The 22,479-nt window shown below is 55.6% G+C and carries 21 protein-coding genes and 1 pseudogene; 11 read left to right on the top strand and 11 right to left on the bottom strand.

Features of this window, described 5'->3' with window-relative positions:
* The 8 genes and pseudogenes from K5D32_RS20545 to K5D32_RS20580 all read left to right on the top strand — a co-directional run.
* Positions 1 to 372 (top strand): annotated as a pseudogene (locus K5D32_RS20545) (type VI secretion system tip protein VgrG); the annotation flags it as partial.
* Positions 362 to 1,105: a DUF4123 domain-containing protein gene (locus K5D32_RS20550; RefSeq protein WP_221601621.1), complete on the top strand. Its 744-nt coding sequence runs from the start codon at positions 362 to 364 to the stop codon at positions 1,103 to 1,105. The pseudogene K5D32_RS20545 and the gene K5D32_RS20550, both read left to right, overlap by 11 nt.
* Complete coding sequence (locus K5D32_RS20555) at positions 1,102 to 6,006, top strand: RHS repeat-associated core domain-containing protein (protein WP_221601623.1); 4,905 nt, start codon at positions 1,102 to 1,104, stop codon at positions 6,004 to 6,006. Before K5D32_RS20550 ends, K5D32_RS20555 begins: the two co-directional genes overlap by 4 nt.
* Before the next feature lies 1 nt (position 6,007).
* Positions 6,008 to 6,352, top strand: a complete 345-nt coding sequence (locus K5D32_RS20560) for a hypothetical protein (RefSeq protein ID WP_221601625.1) — start codon at positions 6,008 to 6,010, stop codon at positions 6,350 to 6,352.
* An 84-nt stretch (positions 6,353 to 6,436) separates the two neighbouring features.
* Complete coding sequence (locus K5D32_RS20565; protein WP_221601627.1) at positions 6,437 to 6,709, top strand: hypothetical protein; 273 nt, start codon at positions 6,437 to 6,439, stop codon at positions 6,707 to 6,709.
* Positions 6,710 to 7,174: 465 nt separating this feature from the next.
* Positions 7,175 to 7,645: a hypothetical protein gene (locus tag K5D32_RS20570; protein ID WP_221601629.1), complete on the top strand. Its 471-nt coding sequence runs from the start codon at positions 7,175 to 7,177 to the stop codon at positions 7,643 to 7,645.
* 27 nt (positions 7,646 to 7,672) lie between these two features.
* Positions 7,673 to 8,143, top strand: coding sequence for a hypothetical protein (locus K5D32_RS20575; RefSeq protein ID WP_221601631.1), 471 nt, complete (start codon positions 7,673 to 7,675; stop codon positions 8,141 to 8,143).
* A gap of 104 nt (positions 8,144 to 8,247) precedes the next feature.
* Positions 8,248 to 8,718, top strand: a complete 471-nt coding sequence (locus K5D32_RS20580) for a hypothetical protein (RefSeq protein ID WP_221601633.1) — start codon at positions 8,248 to 8,250, stop codon at positions 8,716 to 8,718.
* Between the two features lie 715 nt (positions 8,719 to 9,433).
* On the opposite strand, the gene K5D32_RS20585 is transcribed toward K5D32_RS20580, so the two are convergent.
* The 7 genes from K5D32_RS20585 to K5D32_RS20615 form a co-directional block, all read right to left on the bottom strand.
* Complete coding sequence (locus K5D32_RS20585; protein ID WP_221601635.1) at positions 9,434 to 10,453, bottom strand: ABC transporter substrate-binding protein; 1,020 nt, start codon at positions 10,451 to 10,453, stop codon at positions 9,434 to 9,436.
* A gap of 52 nt (positions 10,454 to 10,505) precedes the next feature.
* Positions 10,506 to 11,372 (bottom strand): ABC transporter permease, encoded by an 867-nt coding sequence (locus K5D32_RS20590; protein WP_216704654.1) that lies wholly within the window; start codon positions 11,370 to 11,372, stop codon positions 10,506 to 10,508.
* A gap of 40 nt (positions 11,373 to 11,412) precedes the next feature.
* Positions 11,413 to 12,297: an ABC transporter ATP-binding protein gene (locus tag K5D32_RS20595; protein ID WP_253950537.1), complete on the bottom strand. Its 885-nt coding sequence runs from the start codon at positions 12,295 to 12,297 to the stop codon at positions 11,413 to 11,415.
* Positions 12,298 to 12,313: 16 nt separating this feature from the next.
* Positions 12,314 to 13,210 carry a TauD/TfdA family dioxygenase gene (locus K5D32_RS20600; protein ID WP_221601637.1) on the bottom strand — a complete coding sequence of 299 codons (897 nt, stop codon included), beginning with the start codon at positions 13,208 to 13,210 and terminating at the stop codon, positions 12,314 to 12,316.
* Positions 13,211 to 13,404: 194 nt separating this feature from the next.
* Positions 13,405 to 14,187, bottom strand: coding sequence for a MetQ/NlpA family ABC transporter substrate-binding protein (locus tag K5D32_RS20605; RefSeq protein WP_216704652.1), 783 nt, complete (start codon positions 14,185 to 14,187; stop codon positions 13,405 to 13,407).
* A gap of 221 nt (positions 14,188 to 14,408) precedes the next feature.
* Complete coding sequence (locus K5D32_RS20610) at positions 14,409 to 15,341, bottom strand: sigma 54-interacting transcriptional regulator (RefSeq protein WP_221575498.1); 933 nt, start codon at positions 15,339 to 15,341, stop codon at positions 14,409 to 14,411.
* Between the two features lie 97 nt (positions 15,342 to 15,438).
* A complete protein-coding gene (locus tag K5D32_RS20615; RefSeq protein ID WP_025258063.1) occupies positions 15,439 to 16,020 on the bottom strand; it encodes an alpha/beta hydrolase in 582 nt (193 codons plus the stop codon).
* A 398-nt stretch (positions 16,021 to 16,418) separates the two neighbouring features.
* Here K5D32_RS20615 and K5D32_RS20620 point away from each other — a divergent pair, with 398 nt between their 5' ends.
* Both K5D32_RS20620 and K5D32_RS20625 read left to right on the top strand, forming a co-directional pair.
* Positions 16,419 to 17,411 (top strand): AraC family transcriptional regulator, encoded by a 993-nt coding sequence (locus K5D32_RS20620; protein WP_221601639.1) that lies wholly within the window; start codon positions 16,419 to 16,421, stop codon positions 17,409 to 17,411.
* A 242-nt stretch (positions 17,412 to 17,653) separates the two neighbouring features.
* Entirely contained in the window at positions 17,654 to 18,331 is a 678-nt protein-coding gene (locus tag K5D32_RS20625) for an Abi family protein (protein WP_221601641.1), read from the top strand.
* Between the two features lie 7 nt (positions 18,332 to 18,338).
* On the opposite strand, the gene K5D32_RS20630 is transcribed toward K5D32_RS20625, so the two are convergent.
* On the bottom strand, positions 18,339 to 19,049 hold the full coding sequence (locus tag K5D32_RS20630; protein ID WP_221575496.1) for a Crp/Fnr family transcriptional regulator: 711 nt from the start codon (positions 19,047 to 19,049) through the stop codon (positions 18,339 to 18,341).
* An 84-nt stretch (positions 19,050 to 19,133) separates the two neighbouring features.
* Here K5D32_RS20630 and K5D32_RS20635 point away from each other — a divergent pair, with 84 nt between their 5' ends.
* Positions 19,134 to 19,658 (top strand): DUF962 domain-containing protein, encoded by a 525-nt coding sequence (locus tag K5D32_RS20635; RefSeq protein ID WP_221594612.1) that lies wholly within the window; start codon positions 19,134 to 19,136, stop codon positions 19,656 to 19,658.
* Positions 19,659 to 19,706: 48 nt separating this feature from the next.
* Here K5D32_RS20635 and K5D32_RS20640 read toward each other — a convergent pair whose 3' ends face one another.
* The 3 genes from K5D32_RS20640 to cysT are packed head-to-tail and all read right to left on the bottom strand — an operon-like array spanning position 19,707 to position 22,401.
* Entirely contained in the window at positions 19,707 to 20,693 is a 987-nt protein-coding gene (locus K5D32_RS20640) for a sulfate/molybdate ABC transporter ATP-binding protein (protein WP_221575494.1), read from the bottom strand.
* A gap of 3 nt (positions 20,694 to 20,696) precedes the next feature.
* Entirely contained in the window at positions 20,697 to 21,569 is an 873-nt protein-coding gene (gene cysW, locus K5D32_RS20645) for a sulfate ABC transporter permease subunit CysW (protein ID WP_117182584.1), read from the bottom strand.
* Between the two features lie 10 nt (positions 21,570 to 21,579).
* A complete protein-coding gene (gene cysT, locus K5D32_RS20650; protein ID WP_025258057.1) occupies positions 21,580 to 22,401 on the bottom strand; it encodes a sulfate ABC transporter permease subunit CysT in 822 nt (273 codons plus the stop codon).
* Between the last annotated feature and the right edge of the window lie 78 nt (positions 22,402 to 22,479).

Genomic DNA, 22,479 nt, shown 5'->3' on the forward strand with positions numbered 1-22,479 from the left:
ACTGTTGCGACCAACCAGCACGTCAAGATCGGGACGGGGCAGTTCATTGAGGCCGGGCAGGAGATTCACCTCGACAGCGGCATCAAGATCGTCCTGGAAGCCGGTAGCGAGCTGACGTTCAAGGCGGGTGGCAGCTTCGTCAAAATCGACGCCAGTGGCGTGACAATCAGCGGGCCGGTGGTCAACGTCAATACCGGCGGCAGCCCGGGCGTCGGGTCTGGCATAGCGGCTTTGCTGCCCGGATTGTTGAAACAGGCCGATGCCGCCAGAGCCGGTGCAGTGCTGACACCCGCGCAAATCAATACGCTTAAACGCAACGCGCCGTTCTGTGAAGAATGCGAGAAGTGCAAGGACGGTGCCTGTGCAATCTGATCTTTTGAGCCCATCGGCATGGCTGGCAGAACAGCCGCTGCAACCAGGCGAGCGCCTGTACCTGATCATCAGTGCGGCCAGCGACGCCGAGCCCCTCAAGGCCTTCTACCAGCAAAGCCATGCGCCGCAGCTGATCCCGATCTGGAGCGGCACACCTTACGCCGACTGGCAGCCCGTGATGCCCTACCTTGTCGAGCTGAAACCCGATGCTGGCTTCATGCAATGGATCGCCGAAACCGACGCTCAGGATTGGGGCTGGCTCGCCGTATCGCGCTCGGAACCCGATACCGTATTCGAACACCTGCGCAGCCTGACCCAAGTGAAAATGCCCGACGAAACCGAGGTGTTTTTCCGGTTCTGGGATGGGCGGCATATCTATCCGATCCTGAAAGGGCTGGGTGATTCGGCGGGTGAACTGATGCCGATGTTCGAGCGCTATCTGATCAATGGCCGCAGTCTGGAAGTCGCGCCAAGGTCGGTGCCGAAAGCGAAGGACTGGCCGTGGTGGGAAGTGCCTCAGACACTGCTGGATGGCCTGATGGCTGAAAACCCGTCAACCATCATCGACAACATGATGCAGTGGTTGCTGGATGAACATGCCGAACTGTACTTCTCGTTCCCCGAATCCAACCTGCGAGAAAAAGTGGCGCGCTTCGTGAAGCGCACGCCGCTCAAGGAAGAAAACTTTACCGGGCTGTTGAAGGCTCATCTGGAAAATGAGGTGGCGGCATGAGCGTTTTGATGGGCGGATTCACCGGAGCCCTCACGGCCAAACAGCCTGATGCTCAGGCCATCATCAACGACTTCAAGAAATGCCTGGCCGATTACCGCGAACATGCCGAAGCCTGGTATGGCGGCGTGCTGGATGCCGAACAGCAGTTCAAGGTGGGCGACGAGGTCGACACCGCGGACAAGGACAGCAAACAGCCAAACACCCTGTATGCCAACTGCCCGGCCAACGGCAAACTGAAGCTTGTACACAGCTTCGAATCAGCGCGCTTTGTGCCGATTGGCAATACGCCGGTGCGTCTGGTGCCTGTGGAAGATGGAGTGGTCTACGGCAAAAACGAAGTGGGCCAGGCGATCGATCTGAAAATCGGCCCGAGCGGGATTCTGGAAGTCCCCGGCCTCAAGCCTAATCAGCAATACAAGATCACCTTTTTCCCGAACCCTACCCGTGCGCAGATCGACAGCCTGTTCAACTCTTATCAAGGCGTTATCGGTGATCTGAGCGGCTGGCTGCAAACCGAATGGAGCACCGACTTTCTGCCGCTGTGGCAAGCGCATAGCAGCGCGTCCATGGCCGGCAAGGCGATGCAACAACTGGAGTCTGCCTGGAAAGGCTTCCTCAAGGCGATCATGGGCCTGTGGGGCGATATCAAGGGTCTGTACGACCTGGTTGCTCATCCCCGCGAGAACTACGAAAAGCTCAAGAAGTTCTTCACCGAGGAAGAGATCAAGAAGATCTATAACGCCTCCAAGGGAGCGATTCAGACGGCCCTGCTGATCGCCAGCGACGAACCACTGATGTGGATCTACGTCGCGGCAATCGTGGCCTGGGTCAAGATGCTGCCGCCACAGACCTGCACGGAAGTGCTGGCGGAACTGACCACCGAAGTGCTGCTGAACATCCTGATCGGTATCGTCCTCACGGGCGGTATCGGCCTGGCTGTACGGGTCAGCGCCAAAGGCCTCAATGCTGCCAAAAACAGCGGCAAGGTCATGAAGCTGATCGAAGACTTCACGTCCATGCTGATGAAGATCAGCAAGAAGAACGCGACCGGCCACGCGGAAACCGCCAAGCCCCTGCTGCTCAATGGCAACTCGCCAATGAACCCGGCGCGCAAGACCAGCGTTGAAATCGCCGCGCCCAAACCTGCAGAAACCGCGACGGCCCCCAAGCGCAAAGCACCCGTTTCAGGCGGTGAAGTCGAAACCGATGCGCAGATTCATGCACGCGGCAAGAAAGAAAATGCAACGCGCATGGAACAGGCGGAAAAGACCGACGACGCTGCCAAGCAATCAGAAACGCCTGCCAAGCAGCCCGCCCAGTGCGCAGACAAGACCTGCACCAACGGCGAACCGGTATCGATGGTGACCGGCGAAGAACTGCTGACCCTGACCGATGGCGAGCTCGGTGGTTTGCTGCCTCTGGAGTGGACGCGCCTGTACCGCAGCAGTGCGGTCGAAATCGATAGCCGTCTGGGCCATGGCTGGAGCCATTCGCTGTCTCATCGTCTGCAACTGGACGATGAAGGCGTGCTCTGGACGGACAACGAAAACCGTCAGACCCGCTTCCCGATGCCGACCGAGCAACGTCCGGCCATCACCAACAGCCTTGCCCAGGCCGCCATTTACCTCGGGGATGCTCCTGGCGAACTGATCCTGACCCAGGCCGGGCCAAAAGCACGCTTCTATCACTTCCGTGCCGGTCGCCTGACCACCATCAGTGACCCGTACGACAATCAGGTTCACATCAGCTACGACCTGGTAGACCGGATTCAGCGCATCGACAACGGCGCTGGCCGCGCCCTGCTCTTGCGCTACGACGACCGGCATATCGTCGCCGTGGATCACCAGCAACAACGTCCGGAGTATGACGAGCGTGGCGAGCGTCAGGACCCGTGGCTGACCCTCCAGACCCTTGTCACCTACGGCTACAACGACAAGCACCAACTCGTCTCTGCCACCAATGCGGTGGGTGAAACCGAGCATTACCGCTACAACGACCAGCACGTCATTCTGGAACGGCAAATGGCCGGTGGTGCCAGCTTCTTCTGGGAATGGGAGCGCGAAGGCAAGCTCTCGCGCTGCGTGCATCACTGGGCCAACTACTCACAACTCGAAGCGCGTTATGAGTGGGACGACAAGGGCACGGTCAAAGTCCATAACGCCGACGGCAGCGAACAGATTTACGTGCATGACGAAAATGCACGCCTGATCAGCGAAACCACTCCCGATGGCGCACAAACCCAGAAAGCCTATGACGATAAAGGCCGCCTGATTGCCGTAAAAGATCCGCTGGGGGCCATTACCGAGTATCAGTACAACGACGCCGGGCGCCTGATCGCCGTGATCCCGCCGGAAGACGCGACGATCCGTTACAACTACTTCGACGGGCAACTGGTCGAGGTCCTGCGCGGTAAAGCCCGCTGGCAGTATGACCGCAACGAACAAGGCGACATTACCCGGCAGATCGATCCCCACGGCAACGAAACCCATTACAGCTACGACCGTCAGGGCCGCCTGCTGGAAATCCGTCATCCCGATGGCAGCCGTCATCAACTGGGCTGGAACGGTCTGGGCCAACTGCTGGAAGAACGTCTGCCTGACGGTGGCCAGCGCAAATACCGTTACGACGCACTCGGTCGGCAGATCACCCGTCAGGACGAAACCGGTGCCATCACCCATTACCAATGGGATGCGGTCAATCGCCTGAGCCAGGTCACCTTGCCCGGCGGTGCCACCCGCGCCTTCGCTTACAACCCGTATGGCCGCGTCACCGCCGAGCGCGATGAACTGGGCCGCATCACCCGTTACGAATACGCCGACAACCTGCACCTGGTCAGCCGCCGCATCAATCCCGACGGCAGCCAGTTGCGCTACCGCTACGACAACTCGCGCCTGCTGCTCACCGAAATCGAGAACGAGCGTGGCGAGCGTTACCACCTCGATTACTACTCGAATGGCCTGATCCAGCAGGAAACCGGTTTCGACGGTCGCCGCACCGCGTATGAATACGACCTCAACGGCCAGTTGCTGAAGAAAACCGAATTCGGCGACGACGAAAGCGAGTTAGTGACCGAGTACCAGCGCGATGCCGCAGGCCGCCTGCTGGTCAAAACCCTGCCCGACGGCGAAGAGATTCACTACAGCTACGACGCCCTTGGCCGCCTGGTCAATGTCGACGACGGCAACTGGCCGCTGGCCTACGAATACGACCTGCAAGACCGCCTCATCACCGAACACCAGGGCTGGGGCACGCTGCGCTACGAGTACGACAGCGTCGGCCAGCTCAAACACTGTCGCCTCCCGGACGGCAGCAAGCTGGATTACCACCACCATCGCGGCGGTCAACTGAGCAGCATCGACCTCAACGGTTCGCGCCTGACCGCCCACCAGTTCAGTGGCGGTCGGGAGCGGCAGCGTCAGCAGGGTCTGCTGCTCAGCCAGTATCAGTACGACGAACAAGGTCGCCTGCAGGCGCACAGTGTCAGCCAGCAGGACCGCAGCCTGTTCCAGCGTCGCTACGCCTACGATGCCAACGGCAACCTGGCGGGGATCGATGACAGCCGCAAGGGCAATCGCAGCTTCCATTACGACCCGCTGGACCGTCTGATCAACGTCCGTGGTGCCACGCCGGAAAGCTTCGCCCACGACCCGGCCGGTAACCTGCTGGGCCAGAGCGATTTGCCCACGGCAAACCTGGCCAACGTCAAAGGCAACCGCCTGCTGATGCAGGGCGACCGCCATTACGACTACGACGCCTACGGCAACCAGATCCGCGAACGTCGCGGCACCGGCCAGAAACTCGTCACCGAATACCGCTACGACGCCCAGCACCGCCTGATCGGTGTCAGCCTGCCGGGCGGCAGTACCGCCAGCTACAAATACGACGCCTTCGGCCGCCGCATCGCCAAGACCGTCGACGGCCACACCACCGAATTCCTCTGGCAAGGCGAACGCCTCGTCGCCGAAAGTGCCGAGAACCGCTACCGCAGCTACCTCTACGAACCCGGCAGCTTCCGCCCGCTGGCCATGCTCGACGGCGAAGGCCCACGCAAAGCCACGCCGTTCTACTACCAGCTCGACCACCTCGGCACGCCACAGGAACTCACCGACTACAGCGGCGAGATCATGTGGTCCGCCAAATACCGCGCCTACGGCAACCTCGCCGCCCTGGACATCGCCGAAATCGACAACCCGCTGCGGTTTCAAGGTCAGTATTTCGATGCGGAAACGGGCTTACATTACAACCGGCATCGCTACTACAATCCGGGGACCGGACGGTTTTTGACGCCTGACCCGATCAAGCTGGCGGGTGGGTTGAATAACTATCGGTATGCGCCTAACCCTACGGGGTGGGTGGATCCGTTGGGGTTGGAGACGTGTGCGGGAAATAAAGGATCTAATCCGCTTGCACCCGAAGATACTGCAACCAAACCTGCTGTAGATGAGGGGACTCCAGATGTACCAAGCTACGAAACGCCTTACAAACCGCTAAGCGGCCCTCAAAAAGAAGCATTGCAGGGAAAAGTTGAAAACAGGACGGCCACCCAAGATGAAGTTGCTCATTTAGATTGGGATAGGCGTTTCAGCCTGAGAAGACGCCAAGGCGTACGTGGCTTTTGGTCTGACGAAAGAGCAAGACTCAAGAGAGGGGAGCCGGGAACAAGAAACTGGTCCGACGCCCAAAAAGAAGATATTTTGAATAAAAAGACCCCGAAATTTAACGACAAGTCCATTGAGGGGCACCACATGTATAATGCTTTAGATTACCCTCAACTGGCGAATGATAGACTTAACATCTATCCTGCAACGAGAAGTGAACACCAATATCGCTGGCATGGTGGAAACTTTCAGAATGACACAATGGGCAAGCCGCTAAACCCACTAGTTCCCGAGGAGTTCTAAAATGCCTAAAATAAGTATTTCATGTAGTATTCCTGTAAAGGATATTGAAGCCACAAAATTCCTGCATAAAAATCTTGGATGGGGACTTAGCAGTGCCTCACGCATGTTAATGCTGGGTGAAAAAGGTTTTTTTTATACCTGCCAGCTTTATTTGAGCGATCATCTTGAACACGACAAAAAAATAAGAGCGATTATAAGTTTTTTTCATGAAAAAAAAATACCACTAACCATTTTAGAAATAGGTGACAATGACGACTGGGGCGAAATAGGTACCAATCTCGACCTATTGAAAATAACTGAGGAGCAGATGCTGAATGAGCTGAACAGCTCAGAGGTTTATGATTGATAAAACATAGCATGCCGAGCTCCAAGGCGCTCACCTTTGTGCATGCCACACCGCCCCTTTATAATTAAAGCCAAAGATATACAAATGAGACAATCTGACTTACATGGCATAGCAAGTCATTGCAACTTTAAAGTGACCGCTTTTTCAGATCACCCAGAATTCTTTTCGTCTTGGTCACTAACCATAAAAAAAGACGAGCAAAGGTACGTAATCGAACATGACGGCAGAGATAGCTGGCTGACATTTTTCAATGCAGCAGATGCGAACAACTTCATAGAGCTAGATATAAAAAACACATTTACAATGAGTGAAAACGCCATACTTAAACAGTGCGAACTTTGGCTTTCAAGCGTTTAACAGAAAGTTTACATTAAAACCAACCATAATAAATACGCTCGAAAAAGCAAAAAAAAACAAAACAGCAGGGTCTTTTGTCGTCATTGAAAAATGGATTACTGGCGCAAGACACTCCGCTCTTACTGAGCGAAATTTTGTTGGTTTGTCGTCTGAAATGAATAAAGTCGTAGATAAATATAGATCTTCCAATAACGCCTGGCGAGTACTCAATTAAGAGTTGAACTTAGGAGCAGAATATCTATCTGATACTGCAATTTATCTTGTACGAATAAAACCAGGTGATGTCCGATTTAAGTACGAAATGCCGAATGAAAGAAAAAATGGGGCTTACGCAGAAGAATGGGTCCCCGGTGGAGCAACGAAAAGTGGGACCAAAGAAGCGGCCCTGATAGGCGCTGAAAAAATCCATCACAACAAAAGTGTTGATACGCTACTAAGCCAATTTGAAGACTGAGAAAAGTTCCAATGAAAACAAAATTTCAGACTGCACTAGAAAAAAACGAATTCCCTGAATTCTTCAAAGGCCAAGGAGAATACTTTTCAAGGGATCCGGACTGGGGTGACCACCTGTATATAAATAACTGGCAAGGTTTATGTGGTTTCCTAAAACAGAAAGAACAGCCAAACAATATACTACTAAAAGCATTCAGCGAGTACTTGCAATCATTGCAAATCACCTACAAAGATGCAGATTCCGTATTACTCAATATAAGCTGCTACTATTCAATGCGAGTAGATACTAGCTTCATGCCTGCTGATGACTTCGACTTAATACTTGCTCTCGACTCTGGCAGCAAAAAAATAATAGGCGAACTGTTCAGACTGCTTCGTAGAGAATATGATGCACATAATGCCGGTAGCCCCGTAATCAGCTTCGATCAATTTCTCTCTGAAATAAAGGATAATGGCTGCAAGATAGACTTAGAGAAGCTGTAAAAAGACATCTCACTCTGGAGCATTTCCGTGACAACCTCTTTTGAAATGGCTTTAGACAGACATGAAATTTCGGAGTTCTTCAAAGGAAAGGGTATTTACTTTGCAAGAGGCTCAGACTGGGGCGACCATTTATACGTAAGTAATTGGCAAGAAATGTGCAGTATTCTCAAAAAGCAAAAGCCTGCACAGAGTCTATTGACAAACCTCTTCGAAGAGTACTTGAGGTATCTCGAAGAGTCATATAGTGATGCCGAGAGCTTGCTACGTAACATCTCGTCATACTACACACTTAGAAAGAAAGTCTCATTTTTATCTGACGACAACTACGACCTGATCGAAAGCGTCGATAGTGACAGTAAAAAAACCATTGGCAAGATTTTTCGTTTTTTGAGAAAAGAGTACGACATAAAAAACAAAGACCTGCCAAATTACACACTTGACCAAGAAATTGAAACATTTATAAAGAGAGGATGCACTACAGATCTTGAGGCTCTGTAAGCCACATGCAGCGTTCATCGTTATTGGTGAGTCCGCATTCAACTCTATCATGGGCTACAACAAGTCATAGAGTGCAAGAACGCTGACGACTGGAAAAAACCTCAATGAGAATTAATTTTGAAACCGCCTTAAACCGAAATGAATTCCCAGACTATTTCAGGGGGCTAAAAAATTATTTCTCCCCTGACACTGATTGGGGTACTCAGTTGCACGTTATAAACTGGGCGGGACTCTGCAGCTTTCTCAAAACACACAAAACGCCCGATCTAGTATTGAATAATGCTTTCAGCAAATACCTAGATACAGTGACCATCAGCTTGCAAGATGCAGAAGACCTATTTGAAAACATCGGCTGCTATTACTACATACGTAAAAAGCATCCTGCTTTATCCATAAATGGAATTGATCTGATTCTTGATTTATCTAGTGCACAAAAGCAAAAGATATCTGAAATCATGACTTTTCTACGCCAGGAGTTGGCCAAGGCCAATAAAACGCAGGACATCGAGCATTATAATCAACGTATAGCAAGGCTCATCAGTGATGGTGGCCCCAAGGATATAGAGAACCTTTAGAGGGCAATGCATTCGACTGACACTGCAGATTATCAGTCCTTTTGAGCTAGGCGACACGGGTGGAACAATGAAATGCTTAACGATGAGCAAGCGCGTGATTTGTTAAAGAATCTACTAATAAAACATCTGAAAGACAAAGACTCAGAGGCTGACCGACTTATAAAAATCGTGGTAGATCGTTCACGCCAAATCCCAATCAGAGGCGCACTGGAACGCATGAAGAATTACGACCACCCGCCATTTACCAAACAAGAGCTAGAGATAATCGAAGATATGTTGTACGCGTATGGCTAGTATATTTATTTCAAAGCGTCTCTTGAAGAACAGGTTCATGGCCTGTTTAAAAAAATTCTGATTTTTTTCAAAGGGAGTTGAAGGCGACAGCCTTGACGCAGGTTAGCAGACCGGTAGAGAACACAAGACCCGGTGCATCCGAAGATGCCCCACGCAAAGCTGTCATTTCAGTGACCGAATCAGCCTATGCGCCAGAATTCAGAGGCGCAAGGGCTTGGGCTTTTCCAGGAAAGTTCATACAGAAGAAAGAGCAAAATCGGCAGGCAAATGACTTCGCTGGCGGATTTGTTGAGAGCTGCGTAGGAGCGAATTCATTCGCGAGACATCATTGAAGGCGATACATTTTCTTTGAATGTACAGGCCTATCGCGAATGAATTCGCTCCTACCACTAATGCCAACTAATTAAGCTTGTGGGATTTATCAACTACCCGACCCACCATGAGCTTCTTCAAAGAAGTAATCCTTCCAGCTCGCAGCCTTGTTTTTCAACACACCCAGCTCATGCAGTTTTTCGGCGTAGATAAAGGTGCGTTGCGGGGTGATGGTGAAGTCGATTTCCGGGTCGGTGACGATTTTCTCTACAAACGGCAGTGATAGTTTGGACTGCTCGACGCGGATGTAGGTCTTGGCCGCTTCCGGTTTGTCGGCCTTGATGATTTTCTCGGCCTCGGCCAGCGCGTCGTAGAACGCCTTGTAGGTCTTGGGGTTTTCGTCGTGGAATTTTTCGGTGGTGTAGAGCACGTTGAAGGTGGCCTGGCCACCCAGTACGTCGTAGCTGCTCAGCACTTTATGCACGTTGGGGTTTTCCAGCGCCTGGTACTGGAACGGCGGGCTGGAGAAGTGCGAGTTGATTTCCGAACCACCGGCAATCAGCGCCGAGGTGGCGTCAGGGTGTGCGAGGCTGACGGAGATGTTGTCGAATTTCTTGAAGTTCTCGTTTCCGAACTGTTTGGCCGTCTCGATCTGCAAGGTACGCGACTGGAAGCCTACACCTGCCGCTGGCACTGCGATGCGGTCCTTGTCGGTGAAGTCTTTCAGGGTTTTGACGTTCGGGTTGTTGGTCAGCAGGTAGTTGGGCATGGAGCCCAGCGAGGCAATGGCCTTGACGTTCTGCTTGCCCTTGGTGCGGTCCCAGATGGTCAACATCGGTGGTACGCCTGCCGACACCACGTCCAGCGCACCGGCCAGCAGCGCTTCGTTCATGGCGGTAGCGCCGGAAATGCTGTTCCAGTCGACCTTGATGTCCAGGCCTTGCTCTTTACCGTGCTTTTCGATCAGTTTCTGATCACGCACTACATCCAGAATCAGATAGCCGATGCCGAACTGCTGGGCGATGCTGATCTTGCCTTCGGCTTGTGCGCCACCGCTGAGCAGTGCGCCTGCAAGCCCCAATGCTGCTGCCAGTGCGGTAAGTGCCGGGCGTTTGAAAGAAGTAACCATGAAACCCTCACAGAAATTCGAAAGACGATAAGAAACCAAGCGTTCCATGCACTTAACGCTGCATGCCCCAGCGCTTGACTGTCAGGCGCTCGATGTTGGCAAACAGCAGGTTTTCCACCAGCAGGCCGATAAGAATCACCGCCGCCAGCCCCGCAAACACTTTGTCGGTATACAGCTCGTTACGGTTCTGGAAGATGTACCAGCCCAGACCGCCCTTGCCTGAGGACGCGCCGAAGACCAGTTCGGCCGCGATCAGGGTGCGCCAGGCGAAGGCCCAGCCGATTTTCAGGCCGGCGAGAATCGAAGGCAGCGCCGCCGGAATCAGGATGTGCCAGACAAAGCGCAACCCCTTGAGGCCATAGTTGCGACCGGCCATGCGCTGGGTTTCCGAAACGCCCAGGAAACCGGCGTAGGTATTGAGCGCCAGCGCCCAGAGCACCGAATGCACCAGCACGAAGATAAGGCTGTTCTGTCCAAGCCCGAACCACAGCAATGCCAGCGGCAACAGGGCAATGGCAGGCAGCGGGTTGAACATCGCGGTCAGGGTGCTGAGCAGGTCACGGCCCAGTTGGGTCGAAACCGCGAGGGTCGTCAGGCCGAACGCGAGGACAATGCCGATCACATACCCCTGGATCAGTACCTTCAGGGAGATCCAGACTTTGCCGGGCAATTCACCGGTGATGATGCCGTCGTAGAACGCCGTGGCGGTCTGCAGAAAGCTGGGCAGCAGAAGGTCATTGTTCTGGATACGTGCGGCGACTTCCCAGAGCACGGCCAGCAGGACCATGATCACGCTCTTGCGGACCCAGCCCAGTTGCCAGATGCGTTGGGCCAGGGGGATATCGCGCACCAGATCCTTCTGGGTGAAGGGCTCCAGCGCGACTTCGTATTCTTCACGAACGGGGGGTGAAAGACTCATGTCGGGTTCTCTGTTGTCATGTTGAGGCGCTTAACAGGCCTCAATAAGCGATGCGGATATCCTGGAAATTCAGCTCGGACTCGGCCTGGCCACCAGCTTCGTTTTCATCGAACAGCAAGCGGTGAATACGCTGTGCCGTTTGCTGAAAACCGACGCCACCGAGGCTTTTCAGGTCGTACTGATGGCTGTTGATTTCCGCCCGCACACGGCCCGGATGAGGTGACAGCAAGAGGATGCGATTGCCGACCACCAGCGCTTCTTCGATGGAGTGGGTCACGAACAGCAACGTGAAACGCACTTCTTCCCACAACTCCAGCAGTTCTTCCTGCATCTTGCGGCGAGTCAGGGCATCGAGCGCCGCAAAGGGCTCATCCATCAGCAGGATTTTCGGTTGCATCGCCAGGGCACGGGCAATAGCCACCCGGGCTTTCATGCCGCCGGACAAGGTGTGCGGGTAGGCGTCGGCAAAGGCACTGAGGCCGACCTTTTCCAGGTAGTAACGCGCACGCTCCAGGGCTTCGGGACGCTTGAGGGTGCGCGAAGCCAGCAGCGGAAAGATCACGTTTTCGATCACGGTCTTCCAGGGTGGCAACTGGTCGAACTCCTGGAACACCACGATCCGGTCCGGGCCAGGCTCTTTGACCTGAACGCCCGCCAGACGAATCTGCCCTTCGCTGGGCTGAATGAACCCGGCCACGGCCTTGAGCAAGGTGGACTTGCCGCAACCGGAAGGGCCGAGCAGTACGAAGCGATCCGCCGGATCGACTTCAAAACTGACTTGGTGGGTGGCCCGCACGACCCGCTCGGGGGTGCGGTATTCAAGGCTCACGTCCTGAACCTTCAACAAGGCCTCAGTAGCATGCTGAGTGGCCTGTTGCGTGTTTGTACCTTCGCTAGCCGTATGGCTTTGCACTACAGCATTCATGACCAATTCCCCTGAATCAAAACGGCGCATCGCCTTGAATGGTGGTGCGATACAACTTGCGTCGCAGATGTGCCGGGCAACCGGCTGCCAGATGGATCAGGGAGCGGTTGTCCCAGAAGACCATGTCGTGCGGCTGCCATTGGTGACGGTATATATGTTCGGGACGGGCGCAGTGGGCATAGATCTCGGTCAGAAGCTGGCGGCTTTCGTCTTCCGGCAGACCCACGATGCGGGTCGTGAAGTTCTCACTGACGAACAATGCCTTGCGGCCGTTTTCCGGGTGGGTGCGCACGATCGGGTGCGTCACTTCCGCGACCTGGGCCAACTGCTCTGGCGTCAGGGTCGGACGCCAGCTGGCGGCGTTATCACCATCCAGATAGCGGGAGGTGTAGCTGTGAACGGCTGAACGCCCTTGGACCGCCTCGCGCAGATGCTGCGGCAGGGTTTCCCAGGCCAGGTGCATGTCCGCGAACAGAGTGTCGCCACCTTCGCTTGGCAGTTCCTGGGCATACAGCATCGAGCCCAGGCTTGGCAGTTCCTTGTAGGACAGGTCCGAATGCCAGTACTTGCCAGCATCGCCCAGCCCCACAGGCTGGCCATTCTCGACAATGTTGGAAACGATAAGGATTTCCGGGTGGTTGGCCAGCAGGAACTGCTTGAGCACATGGATCTGCAACACGCCGAAACGGCGGCTGAAATCGATCTGTTGCTGCGGGGTGATGTGCTGGTCACGGAAAACGATCAGGTGGTAATCAAGATGCGCTTTGTGCACACGAGCGAAATCGGCGTCATTGAGGGTTTTGGACAAGTCCAGCCCGACGATTTCCGCGCCCACCTTGCCGGTGAATGGACGCACCTCGAACTGTTGCTCTGCGGCTTGGGTAGACGATGAAGCGAGGGCGGCTGCGGACATATAGGCTCCGACTCCAAAACATGTAGATGAATATAGAGACAGAACTTTATAGGTATAAGAAACTAAATTTAAATACCGTTATGGCATATTCATAGCGCGGAATGAGCTAGCAGGCTTCGCGGCTGAAGCCGCTCCCACAGAAAACTCCGTAGAAGCGGCAGCCGGGAAAGGGTATTACCGTATCCGGTCGACAATCAGAACGCTGGCAATACCGCGCCGTCGTACTTCTTGTTGATGAATTCCTTCACTTCAGGGCTGGTCAACGCCTTGGACAGCTTCTGGATAGCGTCGCTATTGGCGTTGTCTTCACGAGTTACCAGGTAGTTCACGTATGGCGAATCGGAGCCTTCGATGATCAGCGCATCCTTGCGTGGGCTCAGCTTGGCTTCCAGCGCGTAGTTGGTGTTGATCAGAGCAAGGTCAACCTGGCCCAGCGAGCGCGGCAGCAAAGCCGATTCCAGTTCGCGGAACTTCAGTTTTTTCGGGTTGGTCGCGATGTCTTTCAGCGTCGACAGCGCGTTGGTCGGATCCTTGAGGGTAATCAGGCCGCCCTTCTGCAGCAGAAGCAGCGCACGGCCGCCGTTGCTGGCCTCGTTCGGAATGGCAACGGTTGCGCCTTCAGGCAGGTCGGCCAGCTTCTTGTACTTGGAGGAGTAAGCACCGAAAGGTTCTACGTGAACGCCGACGCCGGTCACCAGTTTGGCGCCCTTGCCCTTGTTGAAGCCATCCAGATAAGGCTTGGTCTGGAAGTAGTTGGCGTCCAGACGCTTCTCGTTGAGCTGCACGTTAGGCTGCACGTAATCGGTGAAGACCTTGACTTCCAGATCCACGCCTTCCTTGGCCAGGGTTGGCTTGATCAGCTCCAGAATTTCAGCGTGTGGGACAGGTGTCGCGCCAACCACCAGTTTTTCGCCAGCCTGAGCCAGGCCAATGGAAAGCGCAGCCGCCAGAGCGGTCAACAACAAGGTCTTTTTCATGCAATGTCCTTAGGAAAATCAAAGTCGTGGAAAACGACAGCTCACCAATGTGTTGCCCGCGATGCAGAGGCTATCGGGGGCATGGAGCGGACATTACCGGGCTTTCTTATTCCTAGAAAAGATTTTTTTGATAAGTCCTTATACCTGTTTGATTTCACCCACCGTCTCGCAAGCAAAAAAAACGCCCCATAAGGGGCGCAGGACAAAAACAGGGCGACGTTTCAATCCTTGGACTGAATACGCTCCAGCAGGCGTTTTACGGCCAGAAGCTGTTCTTCCTTGGCATCCACCAGTATCTGCCCCACCAGCCGCTCGACCTCAGCAACCGGATTGGTGCTTTGCGGCAGATTCAGGTGTTCCGGCAGAATCTCTTCGCCACTGCTGACCAGCAGCGCAAAGTGAATGACGTTTTCCAGCTCCCGTGTATTGCCAGGCCAGCTATGGGATTGCAGGGCATGCTGCGCCTCATCGCTGAGCAACTGCACCGGCAGGTTCAGACGCTGGCTGTAGATGCCCACGAAGTATTCCGCCAATGGCAGGATGTTGCCGGGCTGTTCGCGCAAGGCCGGCAGATCGAGCCGCCCTTCGCTCAGGTAGTGATAAAGCCGCTCGTGAAACTTCCCGGCTTCCACAGCCTGTGCCAGGTCGATACTGGTTGCAGCCACCAGCCGCACATCTACAGGACTGGGTTGATTTGCGCCGACGCGGGTGACTTCATGGTTTTCCAGCGCCGACAGCAGCTTGATCTGAATCGGCAGCGGCAAGTCGCCGATTTCATCCAGATACAGAGTGCCACCATTGGCCGACCCGAACCAGCCGGCCCGGCTGCTCCCCGAAACGCTGTGGACGCCTGCGGCATAACCGAACAACTCTGCATCGGCGTAAGACGGGCTGATGGCACCGCAGTTGACCGATACGAACAGCCCGGAGCGATCACTGCCACGGTGAATGTGCCGCGCCAGCAATTCCTTGCCGGTGCCGGACTCGCCGCGAATCAGAACCGGCAACGAGCGCGGGGCCAGTTGCTCCATTTCTTCGCGCAACTGACGAGAACGTGGATCGATGAAAACCAGTGCTTTGGCGCGGATACTGAGGGGACTCTTGTCCGCTTCAGGGAACGTCAGCAGCGGCTGACCAAAATTTTCAAGGCTCATGACAAACTCCCGCCTGAGCCTTGCCAGACTCAAGCGTTAAAAACAGGCAGACCCGAAATGGCCCGACGAAAACGTGATATGGCAGCCAGGTATGAACTCATGCCCGACGACGTGCGTGCTGTTCCAAACGGTTCTGCAGGCGGTACAGGTAAGCGAAACCCTGCTCCCAGCGTTGATGACCCGACTTGACGTTGATATGCCCCGCCTGACTCAGGAACCCGACTTCCGCGCCCCAGTTGCGAGCCATTTCCAGGGCACGCTGGGAGCTGACGGCAGGATCGTTGTCCGAGCTGACGATCTGCGTCGGGAACGGCAGGAGGTCCTGGGGAATCGGTGCAAAATTACGTAATGCAGGAGGGCAGTTGGGGCGCTCCACATCAGCGGGGGCCACCAGCAGCGCACCATGCACCTGACGCAAGGACTCCAGCGGAGCCAGTTGCGCCCAATGTGCAACGGTGATGCAACCCAGGCTATGAGCGATCAGGATCACCGGCGTGTCTTGCGCAGAAATCATGCGCTGCAACTCGCCAACCCAATCCTCACGGCGCGGCTTGAGCCAGTCGTACTGCTCGACGCGCGCGCTGTTGGGGAGACTGGCCTGCCAGTGACTTTGCCAATGATCCTCAGGCGACCCTTGCCAGCCTGGCACGATCAGGTAACGGATCGACTCGTTATGCATGGGTTCGCCTCCTGCATGTGGGCACTCATGGAACGAGTATAGGGAGGAAACTTATATCCGATAAGGAATAAGTAGCTATTTATTAATAACCAAAATAAATATAAGGCACAAAAAAAAGGAACCGCCCCCTGTCTCAAGGACGATCCCTCTAAAAATTGCTTTCAGGAAGGAAGATAAACCCGACGGGTTACAGGAAAGCTACAGAGGATGCACATCACAACGTGGCTCGATCACCAGCGTCTTCATATGACTCGTTATGCATTCAGTCAGCCAGCACTTGCACAATTGTCATAAATGCTTCCATGCTCTGACTTCGGTATCGGGCAAAGGAGTTGCGATCGATACCTGTCGGCACCGCCCGACGTGAGTAACAATCGATGACAGGAAGGGTCGTTCATATGCCCGAGTCAAACAGCTTTGCCACCTGGACCCGCGCCTTGCGCAAACAACTCGATGTTCTGGGCCTGGACAGCTTTGCGCTGTGCAAGGACGCCGGACTTGATCCCCACCTCATTGACGCTCCCAACGCCGAATACTCACCAGACGCAACCCATCGGCTCTGGCAACTGGCGGTTGACGCCAGCCATGATCCGGCGCTGGGCTTGCGAGTCTCGCGCTTCGTCAGCCCTACCACCTTTCATGCACTGGGCTACACCCTGGTGGCCAGCGAGTCCTTGCGGGAAGTATTCGAGCGCATCGTGCGCTATCACTCGATGGCCGATGACGCACTGGCCTTGAGCTTCAAGCGAGTCGATGAGCACTACGAGCTTCGCTTCAATGCACCGGCAGGTTCTGCGGCACCCGCCCATGAAGTGCTGGATGCGTTTGCCGCCATTTATGTGCGCACCTGCCGTAACCGGCTGGGCCGCAACTATGCCCCGCTGAGCGTCCACTTGCAGCGACCCGCACCCGCCAATCCCCAACCCTGGCAGGACTTCTTCCGTGCGCGACTGTACTTCTCGGCAACAGAAAACCTGCTGACATTCGCGTGCGCCGACTTCGACAGCCATCTGGACGACAACCCCTCGCAACTGAGCGAGCCACCTCCCAACGGCGAGCAGCTCCAGCCGCTGATCTGGGAACAGCGCGTACGCTCGGCCATCGAGAACCTGCTACCGGAAGGTGAACCCTCCGCCGAAAGCATTGCCCAGGCCTTGAACCTGAGCCCGCGCAGCCTGCAACGGCACCTGGCCGACGAAGGCTGTCGTTATGACCTGCTGCTCAAGCAATGTCGCCAGAACCTGGCACTGCTGCACATGAGCGACCCGCAGGTCTCACTGAGCGAAGCCGCCTACCTGCTGGGCTTTGCCAATATCGACAGCCTGAACCGCGCCTTCAAACGCTGGACGGGGCAGACACCTGAGCAATATCGCAATGAGTTGACGAGGTGATTGGCGGGCTCTAGATCACCTGCATCCAGCCTGATCAGCCCAATGACAAAACCATGCAAACCTCATAGTGCATCACAGCGATCAGGCGTGGAGGCGTTGAAAATTTGCTGGTAAATTCAGCGCCGAAAACGAAAAACCCACCGTGAGGTGGGTTTTTCGTGAACTACTTTCATATGTCCGCGGGTGGAGGCTTTCGCCCTCGTTTCCCTCGGCTAGTGAAGGCAATATAAGGATATTCACCATTGTCGTCAACGCTTGCTCCACCTATCGCGCCCGCTATCCGGCTTGCTTTATCGCCAGCAAGATTTGCAACTTATGAGGCCGCTGCCAAGGTAGCAGGACTCTCCTGCGAAGATGCAGTGACGCTCTATGCCTGGAATGCACACGTTTCTGGTGCCTTGCTGACGCCACTCCACATTTGTGAGGTGGCTGTACGTAATGCTGTATCGGATGCCCTGAAGTCGGTTTATGGGGATCATTGGCCTTGGGACAAAAACTTTGAGAACAGCCTGCCTGTTTCCAAAGGCTATGGTTACCAACAGCGCCAAGACCTGATCGACACCCGTACGCGTTTTCGCACCACAGACCGCATTATTGTCGAGCTCAAATTCGTGTTCTGGGAAAAGATGCTTACGAGCCGCCATGATCAACGGATCTGGAACACACACCTCTTTTCCCTGTTCCCGAATCTGGACCAGACAAAGACGGTATCCGATCATCGATTGAGGCTGGCAACGGATCTGGAAGCAATCCGCCTGCTACGTAACCGGATTGCGCACCATGAGCCGATATTCAAACGTAATCTGATCGATGAATTTTCAAAGGTGCATGATCTGGTCAAGGCTCGCTGCCAAGTATCGGCCACATGGATGATGGAAGAACAACTGGCCCTTGCAGCTATCCAGGCAAAGCCGTTTTAGACTGGAATCAGATCAACACCCTGCCCCTCGAAAAATTGGCCACCTTACGCAAACCGACCACGTCGAAGACTTCCACCAGTTCATCGCCAAGACGCACGATCTTGCGTTGATGCAGATCGTCGAGGGCTTCGAGTACGTCAGGTCGGGACAGCGACAAGGTGTCCGTGGCCAGGATGTCGTCCAGCGTGACAAGGCGTCGTGCGTGGCTCAAGTGACCATAGCCTTCGCACAGCAACAACAAGCGCCAGGCCACTCGGGCACGGGCGGGCAGTTGTTTCATCTTCTCGGTGCCAGGCAAGGCCAGGCCCAGCTTGTGGCTGAGCAATGACTCGAAATAACGCCAGTGTTGCGGGTTCTTTTCGAGCCACTGGACGAGTGTTTCATGGGGAATCTGCAGGAAGATCGTCTGATCCACCGAGTAGGCATCCAGCATGCGGGGCATGCCGTCAAACAGTGAGACCTCGCCAAACCAGTAAGGCGGCCGGACCTCCTTGAGCCGTGGCGCAAGGCGCTGTTCGTCAATGCCACCCATGCGCACAGAACCTTCGAGCAGGACATAAAGCCCGCACGGAGGGTCGCCTTTTTCAAACAGCAGTTTGCCGGGTGTCTTGCGCCGCTGCCGAGCAGCGTCAAGCAAGCTATCCTGCAAGTCGGCTGGTAAATAGCTAAACCAGTAATCGGACAGTAATCGTGACCGCCATCCCGCTCCATTTGTCATGTTTGCTCCCTTTTTTTCCAAACGCTCGTATTGCAAAAGCGATACGGTAGCCCAACCCGATAATCGTCTCAGGCAGGAATAATAATGAAAAACCTTGTCGATCATCTCAGCCAATACGCGGCGTATCACCGCGATTCGCGCAATATCGTGACCCACTTCGTGGGAATACCCCTGATCGTGCTGGCTGTGGCGGTATTGCTGTCGCGTCCGGGCTGGGACGTGGGCGGGTTCTGGTTATCGCCTGCGGCGCTCGTTGCGCTGGCCTCGACCGTGTTCTATCTCAAGCTGGATCGGGCGCTGGGGCTGGTGATGGCCGTGATGCTCGGGCTTTGCATCTGGGCAGGTGCGAATCTGGCGCAACAGACCACCATGGTCTGGCTGAGTGCGGGAGTCGGGTTGTTTGTAATCGGCTGGATCATCCAGTTCATCGGCCATTACTACGAAGGCCGCAAGCCGGCATTCATCGACGACGTGACAGGCCTGATCATCGGTCCATTATTCGTCGTGGCAGAACTGGCGTTTCTGGCGGGGATGCGCAAGCCATTGCAGCATGCGATCGAAGAGCGTGCAGGGCCGGTGCGGCGCAACACACCAAAAGCCGCCGTGTAACGCGGTAGGAGCGAATTCATTCGCGAATGAATTCGCTCCTACCGGGTACTAGACGCCCGAAACCTTCTGCCAGACCTTCGGCTTGAAGAACAACGTCTCGCCCCGCGCCAGACCGACCAGGCTGTCGTGATCTTTCACCACTTCAACTTCGATCAGATCGCTCTGACCTTCGGCCTTGAGGGTCACTCGCGTGGTCGCACCCAGCGGACGGATATCGCGGACTTCAGCAGCGTGATGGTCTTCCAGCTCCTGACGCGACAGCGATACTTCGTGGGGACGGAACAGCACGTGGCCGTCGCCCAGACTCAGGCGGTTCGAATCACCCAGGAAGTGATAGACGAAGTCGTTGGATGGCGCCTCGTACACTTCACCCGGCGAACCGATCTGCTCGATCACGCCCTTGTTCATCACCACGATGCGGTCTGCCACTTCCATGGCTTCTTCCTGGTCGTGGGTCACGAAGACCGACGTCAGGTTGATGTCTTCGTGCAGACGCGCCAGCCAGCGGCGCAGTTCTTTACGAACCTTGGCATCCAGCGCACCGAACGGCTCGTCCAGCAGCAGCACCTTGGGCTCGACCGCCAGGGCACGCGCCAGGGCGATACGCTGACGCTGACCACCGGAAAGCTGCTCGGGGTAACGGTCGGCCAGCCAGTCCAGTTGCACCATGTTCAACAGCTCGTGAACCTTGGCAGCGATCTGGGTTTCGTTCGGGCGCTGATTCTTGGGCTTCATGCGCAAGCCAAAGGCGACGTTGTCGAACACGGTCATGTGCCGGAACAGCGCATAGTGCTGGAATACGAACCCGACATTACGGTCGCGGACATCATGACCGGATACATCTTCACCGTGGAACACGATGCTGCCTGCATCCGGGGTTTCCAGACCGGCAATGATGCGCAGCAAGGTGGTCTTGCCGCAGCCTGACGGGCCGAGCAAGGCAACCAGCTCGCCACTCTGGATATCCAGATTGATAGCGTTCAGGGCCTTGAAGGCGTTGAAGTTCTTGCTGACGTTACGGACTTCGATCGACATGATTTATTCCTCCGCCGCGCTTTGGCGCAGACGGTTAATGCGGGATTCGCTCCACTGCTTGAGCAGCAGGATGAACAGCGCCAGGATCAGCAACAAGCTCGCCACGGCAAAAGCTGCCACGTGGTTGTACTCGTTGTAGAGGATTTCGACGTGCAGCGGCAGGGTATTGGTAACGCCGCGGATGTGGCCGGACACCACCGACACCGCACCGAACTCACCCATGGCCCGTGCGGTACAGAGCACCACGCCGTAGATCAGACCCCATTTGATATTGGGTACCGTGACGTGCCAGAACATCTGCCAGCCATTGGCGCCCAGAAGGCGTGCGGCCTCTTCTTCCTGGGTGCCCTGCTCCTGCATCAGCGGGATCAGTTCACGGGCCACGAAAGGCACGGTCACGAAAATGGTCGCCAGCACAATGCCCGGCAGGGCAAAGACGATCTGGATGTCATGGTCCTGCAACCACGGCCCGAACAGGCCCTGGGCACCGAACATCAGCACATAGACCAGACCGGCGATGACCGGCGATACCGAGAACGGCAGGTCGATCAGGGTCACCAGAATGCTCTTGCCCCGGAACGAGTACTTGCTCACGCACCAGGCGGCGCTGACGCCGAAGATCAGGTTCAGCGGGACCGAGATCAGCACCGCAATCACCGTCAACTTGAGGGCCGACAGCGCATCGGGCTCAAGAATCGCGGAGAAGAACGCACCCAGACCGTTTTTCAGCCCCTGGGAAACCACGATGAACAGCGGCAGGCCCAGAAACAGGGCAAAGATCAGCCAGCCAAGGCCGATCAGGACCCGGCGCGCTGTGGAGTTACCACGGCGTGCAGCGTTGGCATCGGCGGCGGCAGAAACAGATGAATAAGACATGCGCGCCTCCTCAGGATGGGGTTTCGATGCGTCGCTGCAACAAGTTGATCAGCAGCAACAGAATGAAGGAAACCACCAGCATCATCACGCCGATAGCCGTCGCACCGGTGTAGTCGTACTGGTCCAGCTTGACCATGATCAACAGCGGCAGGATTTCGGTTTTCATCGGCATGTTACCGGCGATGAAGATCACCGAGCCGTACTCACCGACGCCACGGGCAAAGGCCAGGGCAAACCCGGTCAGCCACGCGGGCAACAAGGCAGGCACCAGAATGTAGCGAAACACCTGCAACGGGCGAGCGCCCAGACAGGCCGCCGCTTCTTCGACCTCACGGGGAATATCAGCCAGTACGGGTTGCACGGTACGCACCACAAACGGCATGGTCACGAACGTCAGCGCCAGGGTGATACCCAGCGGGGTGTAGGCGATCTTGAAACCCAGATCCGTGGCGAACTGCCCGACCAGACCATTGGGTGCGTAAAGCGCGGTCAGCGCGATACCGGCAACGGCGGTGGGCAAGGCGAACGGCAGATCGATCATCGCATCGATGATCTTGCGGCCGGGGAAGGTATAGCGCACCAGCACCCAGGCCAGCAGCGTACCGATGACGCCATTGATCAGGGCTGCGTAGAACGCGGTACCGAAACTCAGCTTCAAGGCAGCGATCACGCGCGGAGCGGTGATGATGGTCCAGAACTGATCCCAGGTGAGCTGCGCGGCATGAACGAACATGGCCGCCAGCGGTATGAGCACAATGAGACTGAGGTACACCAAGGTGTAGCCCAGCGTCAGCCCGAAGCCGGGTATGACGGGGGAGATACGACGCGACATAAAAGTCCTTGGTTGCGCTTGCACAAAGCCCGGAAACGAATCCGGGCTCATGAACGTGTCCTGGGCGACACTGCTTGA

Source organism: Pseudomonas cichorii (assembly GCF_019719005.1).
Lineage (GTDB): Bacteria > Pseudomonadota > Gammaproteobacteria > Pseudomonadales > Pseudomonadaceae > Aquipseudomonas > Aquipseudomonas cichorii_E.

Coding starts and splice junctions, on each gene's coding strand:
- K5D32_RS20555 (WP_221601623.1), top strand. CDS start 1,102: ATGAGCGTTTTGATGGGCGGATTCACCGGAGCCCTCACGGCCAAACAG.
- K5D32_RS20560 (WP_221601625.1), top strand. CDS start 6,008: ATGCCTAAAATAAGTATTTCATGTAGTATTCCTGTAAAGGATATTGAA.
- K5D32_RS20565 (WP_221601627.1), top strand. CDS start 6,437: ATGAGACAATCTGACTTACATGGCATAGCAAGTCATTGCAACTTTAAA.
- K5D32_RS20570 (WP_221601629.1), top strand. CDS start 7,175: ATGAAAACAAAATTTCAGACTGCACTAGAAAAAAACGAATTCCCTGAA.
- K5D32_RS20580 (WP_221601633.1), top strand. CDS start 8,248: ATGAGAATTAATTTTGAAACCGCCTTAAACCGAAATGAATTCCCAGAC.
- K5D32_RS20585 (WP_221601635.1), bottom strand. CDS start 10,453: ATGGTTACTTCTTTCAAACGCCCGGCACTTACCGCACTGGCAGCAGCA.
- K5D32_RS20590 (WP_216704654.1), bottom strand. CDS start 11,372: ATGAGTCTTTCACCCCCCGTTCGTGAAGAATACGAAGTCGCGCTGGAG.
- K5D32_RS20595 (WP_253950537.1), bottom strand. CDS start 12,297: ATGAATGCTGTAGTGCAAAGCCATACGGCTAGCGAAGGTACAAACACG.
- K5D32_RS20600 (WP_221601637.1), bottom strand. CDS start 13,210: ATGTCCGCAGCCGCCCTCGCTTCATCGTCTACCCAAGCCGCAGAGCAA.
- K5D32_RS20605 (WP_216704652.1), bottom strand. CDS start 14,187: ATGAAAAAGACCTTGTTGTTGACCGCTCTGGCGGCTGCGCTTTCCATT.
- K5D32_RS20610 (WP_221575498.1), bottom strand. CDS start 15,341: ATGAGCCTTGAAAATTTTGGTCAGCCGCTGCTGACGTTCCCTGAAGCG.
- K5D32_RS20615 (WP_025258063.1), bottom strand. CDS start 16,020: ATGCATAACGAGTCGATCCGTTACCTGATCGTGCCAGGCTGGCAAGGG.
- K5D32_RS20620 (WP_221601639.1), top strand. CDS start 16,419: ATGCCCGAGTCAAACAGCTTTGCCACCTGGACCCGCGCCTTGCGCAAA.
- K5D32_RS20630 (WP_221575496.1), bottom strand. CDS start 19,049: ATGACAAATGGAGCGGGATGGCGGTCACGATTACTGTCCGATTACTGG.
- K5D32_RS20635 (WP_221594612.1), top strand. CDS start 19,134: ATGAAAAACCTTGTCGATCATCTCAGCCAATACGCGGCGTATCACCGC.
- K5D32_RS20640 (WP_221575494.1), bottom strand. CDS start 20,693: ATGTCGATCGAAGTCCGTAACGTCAGCAAGAACTTCAACGCCTTCAAG.
- cysW (WP_117182584.1), bottom strand. CDS start 21,569: ATGTCTTATTCATCTGTTTCTGCCGCCGCCGATGCCAACGCTGCACGC.
- cysT (WP_025258057.1), bottom strand. CDS start 22,401: ATGTCGCGTCGTATCTCCCCCGTCATACCCGGCTTCGGGCTGACGCTG.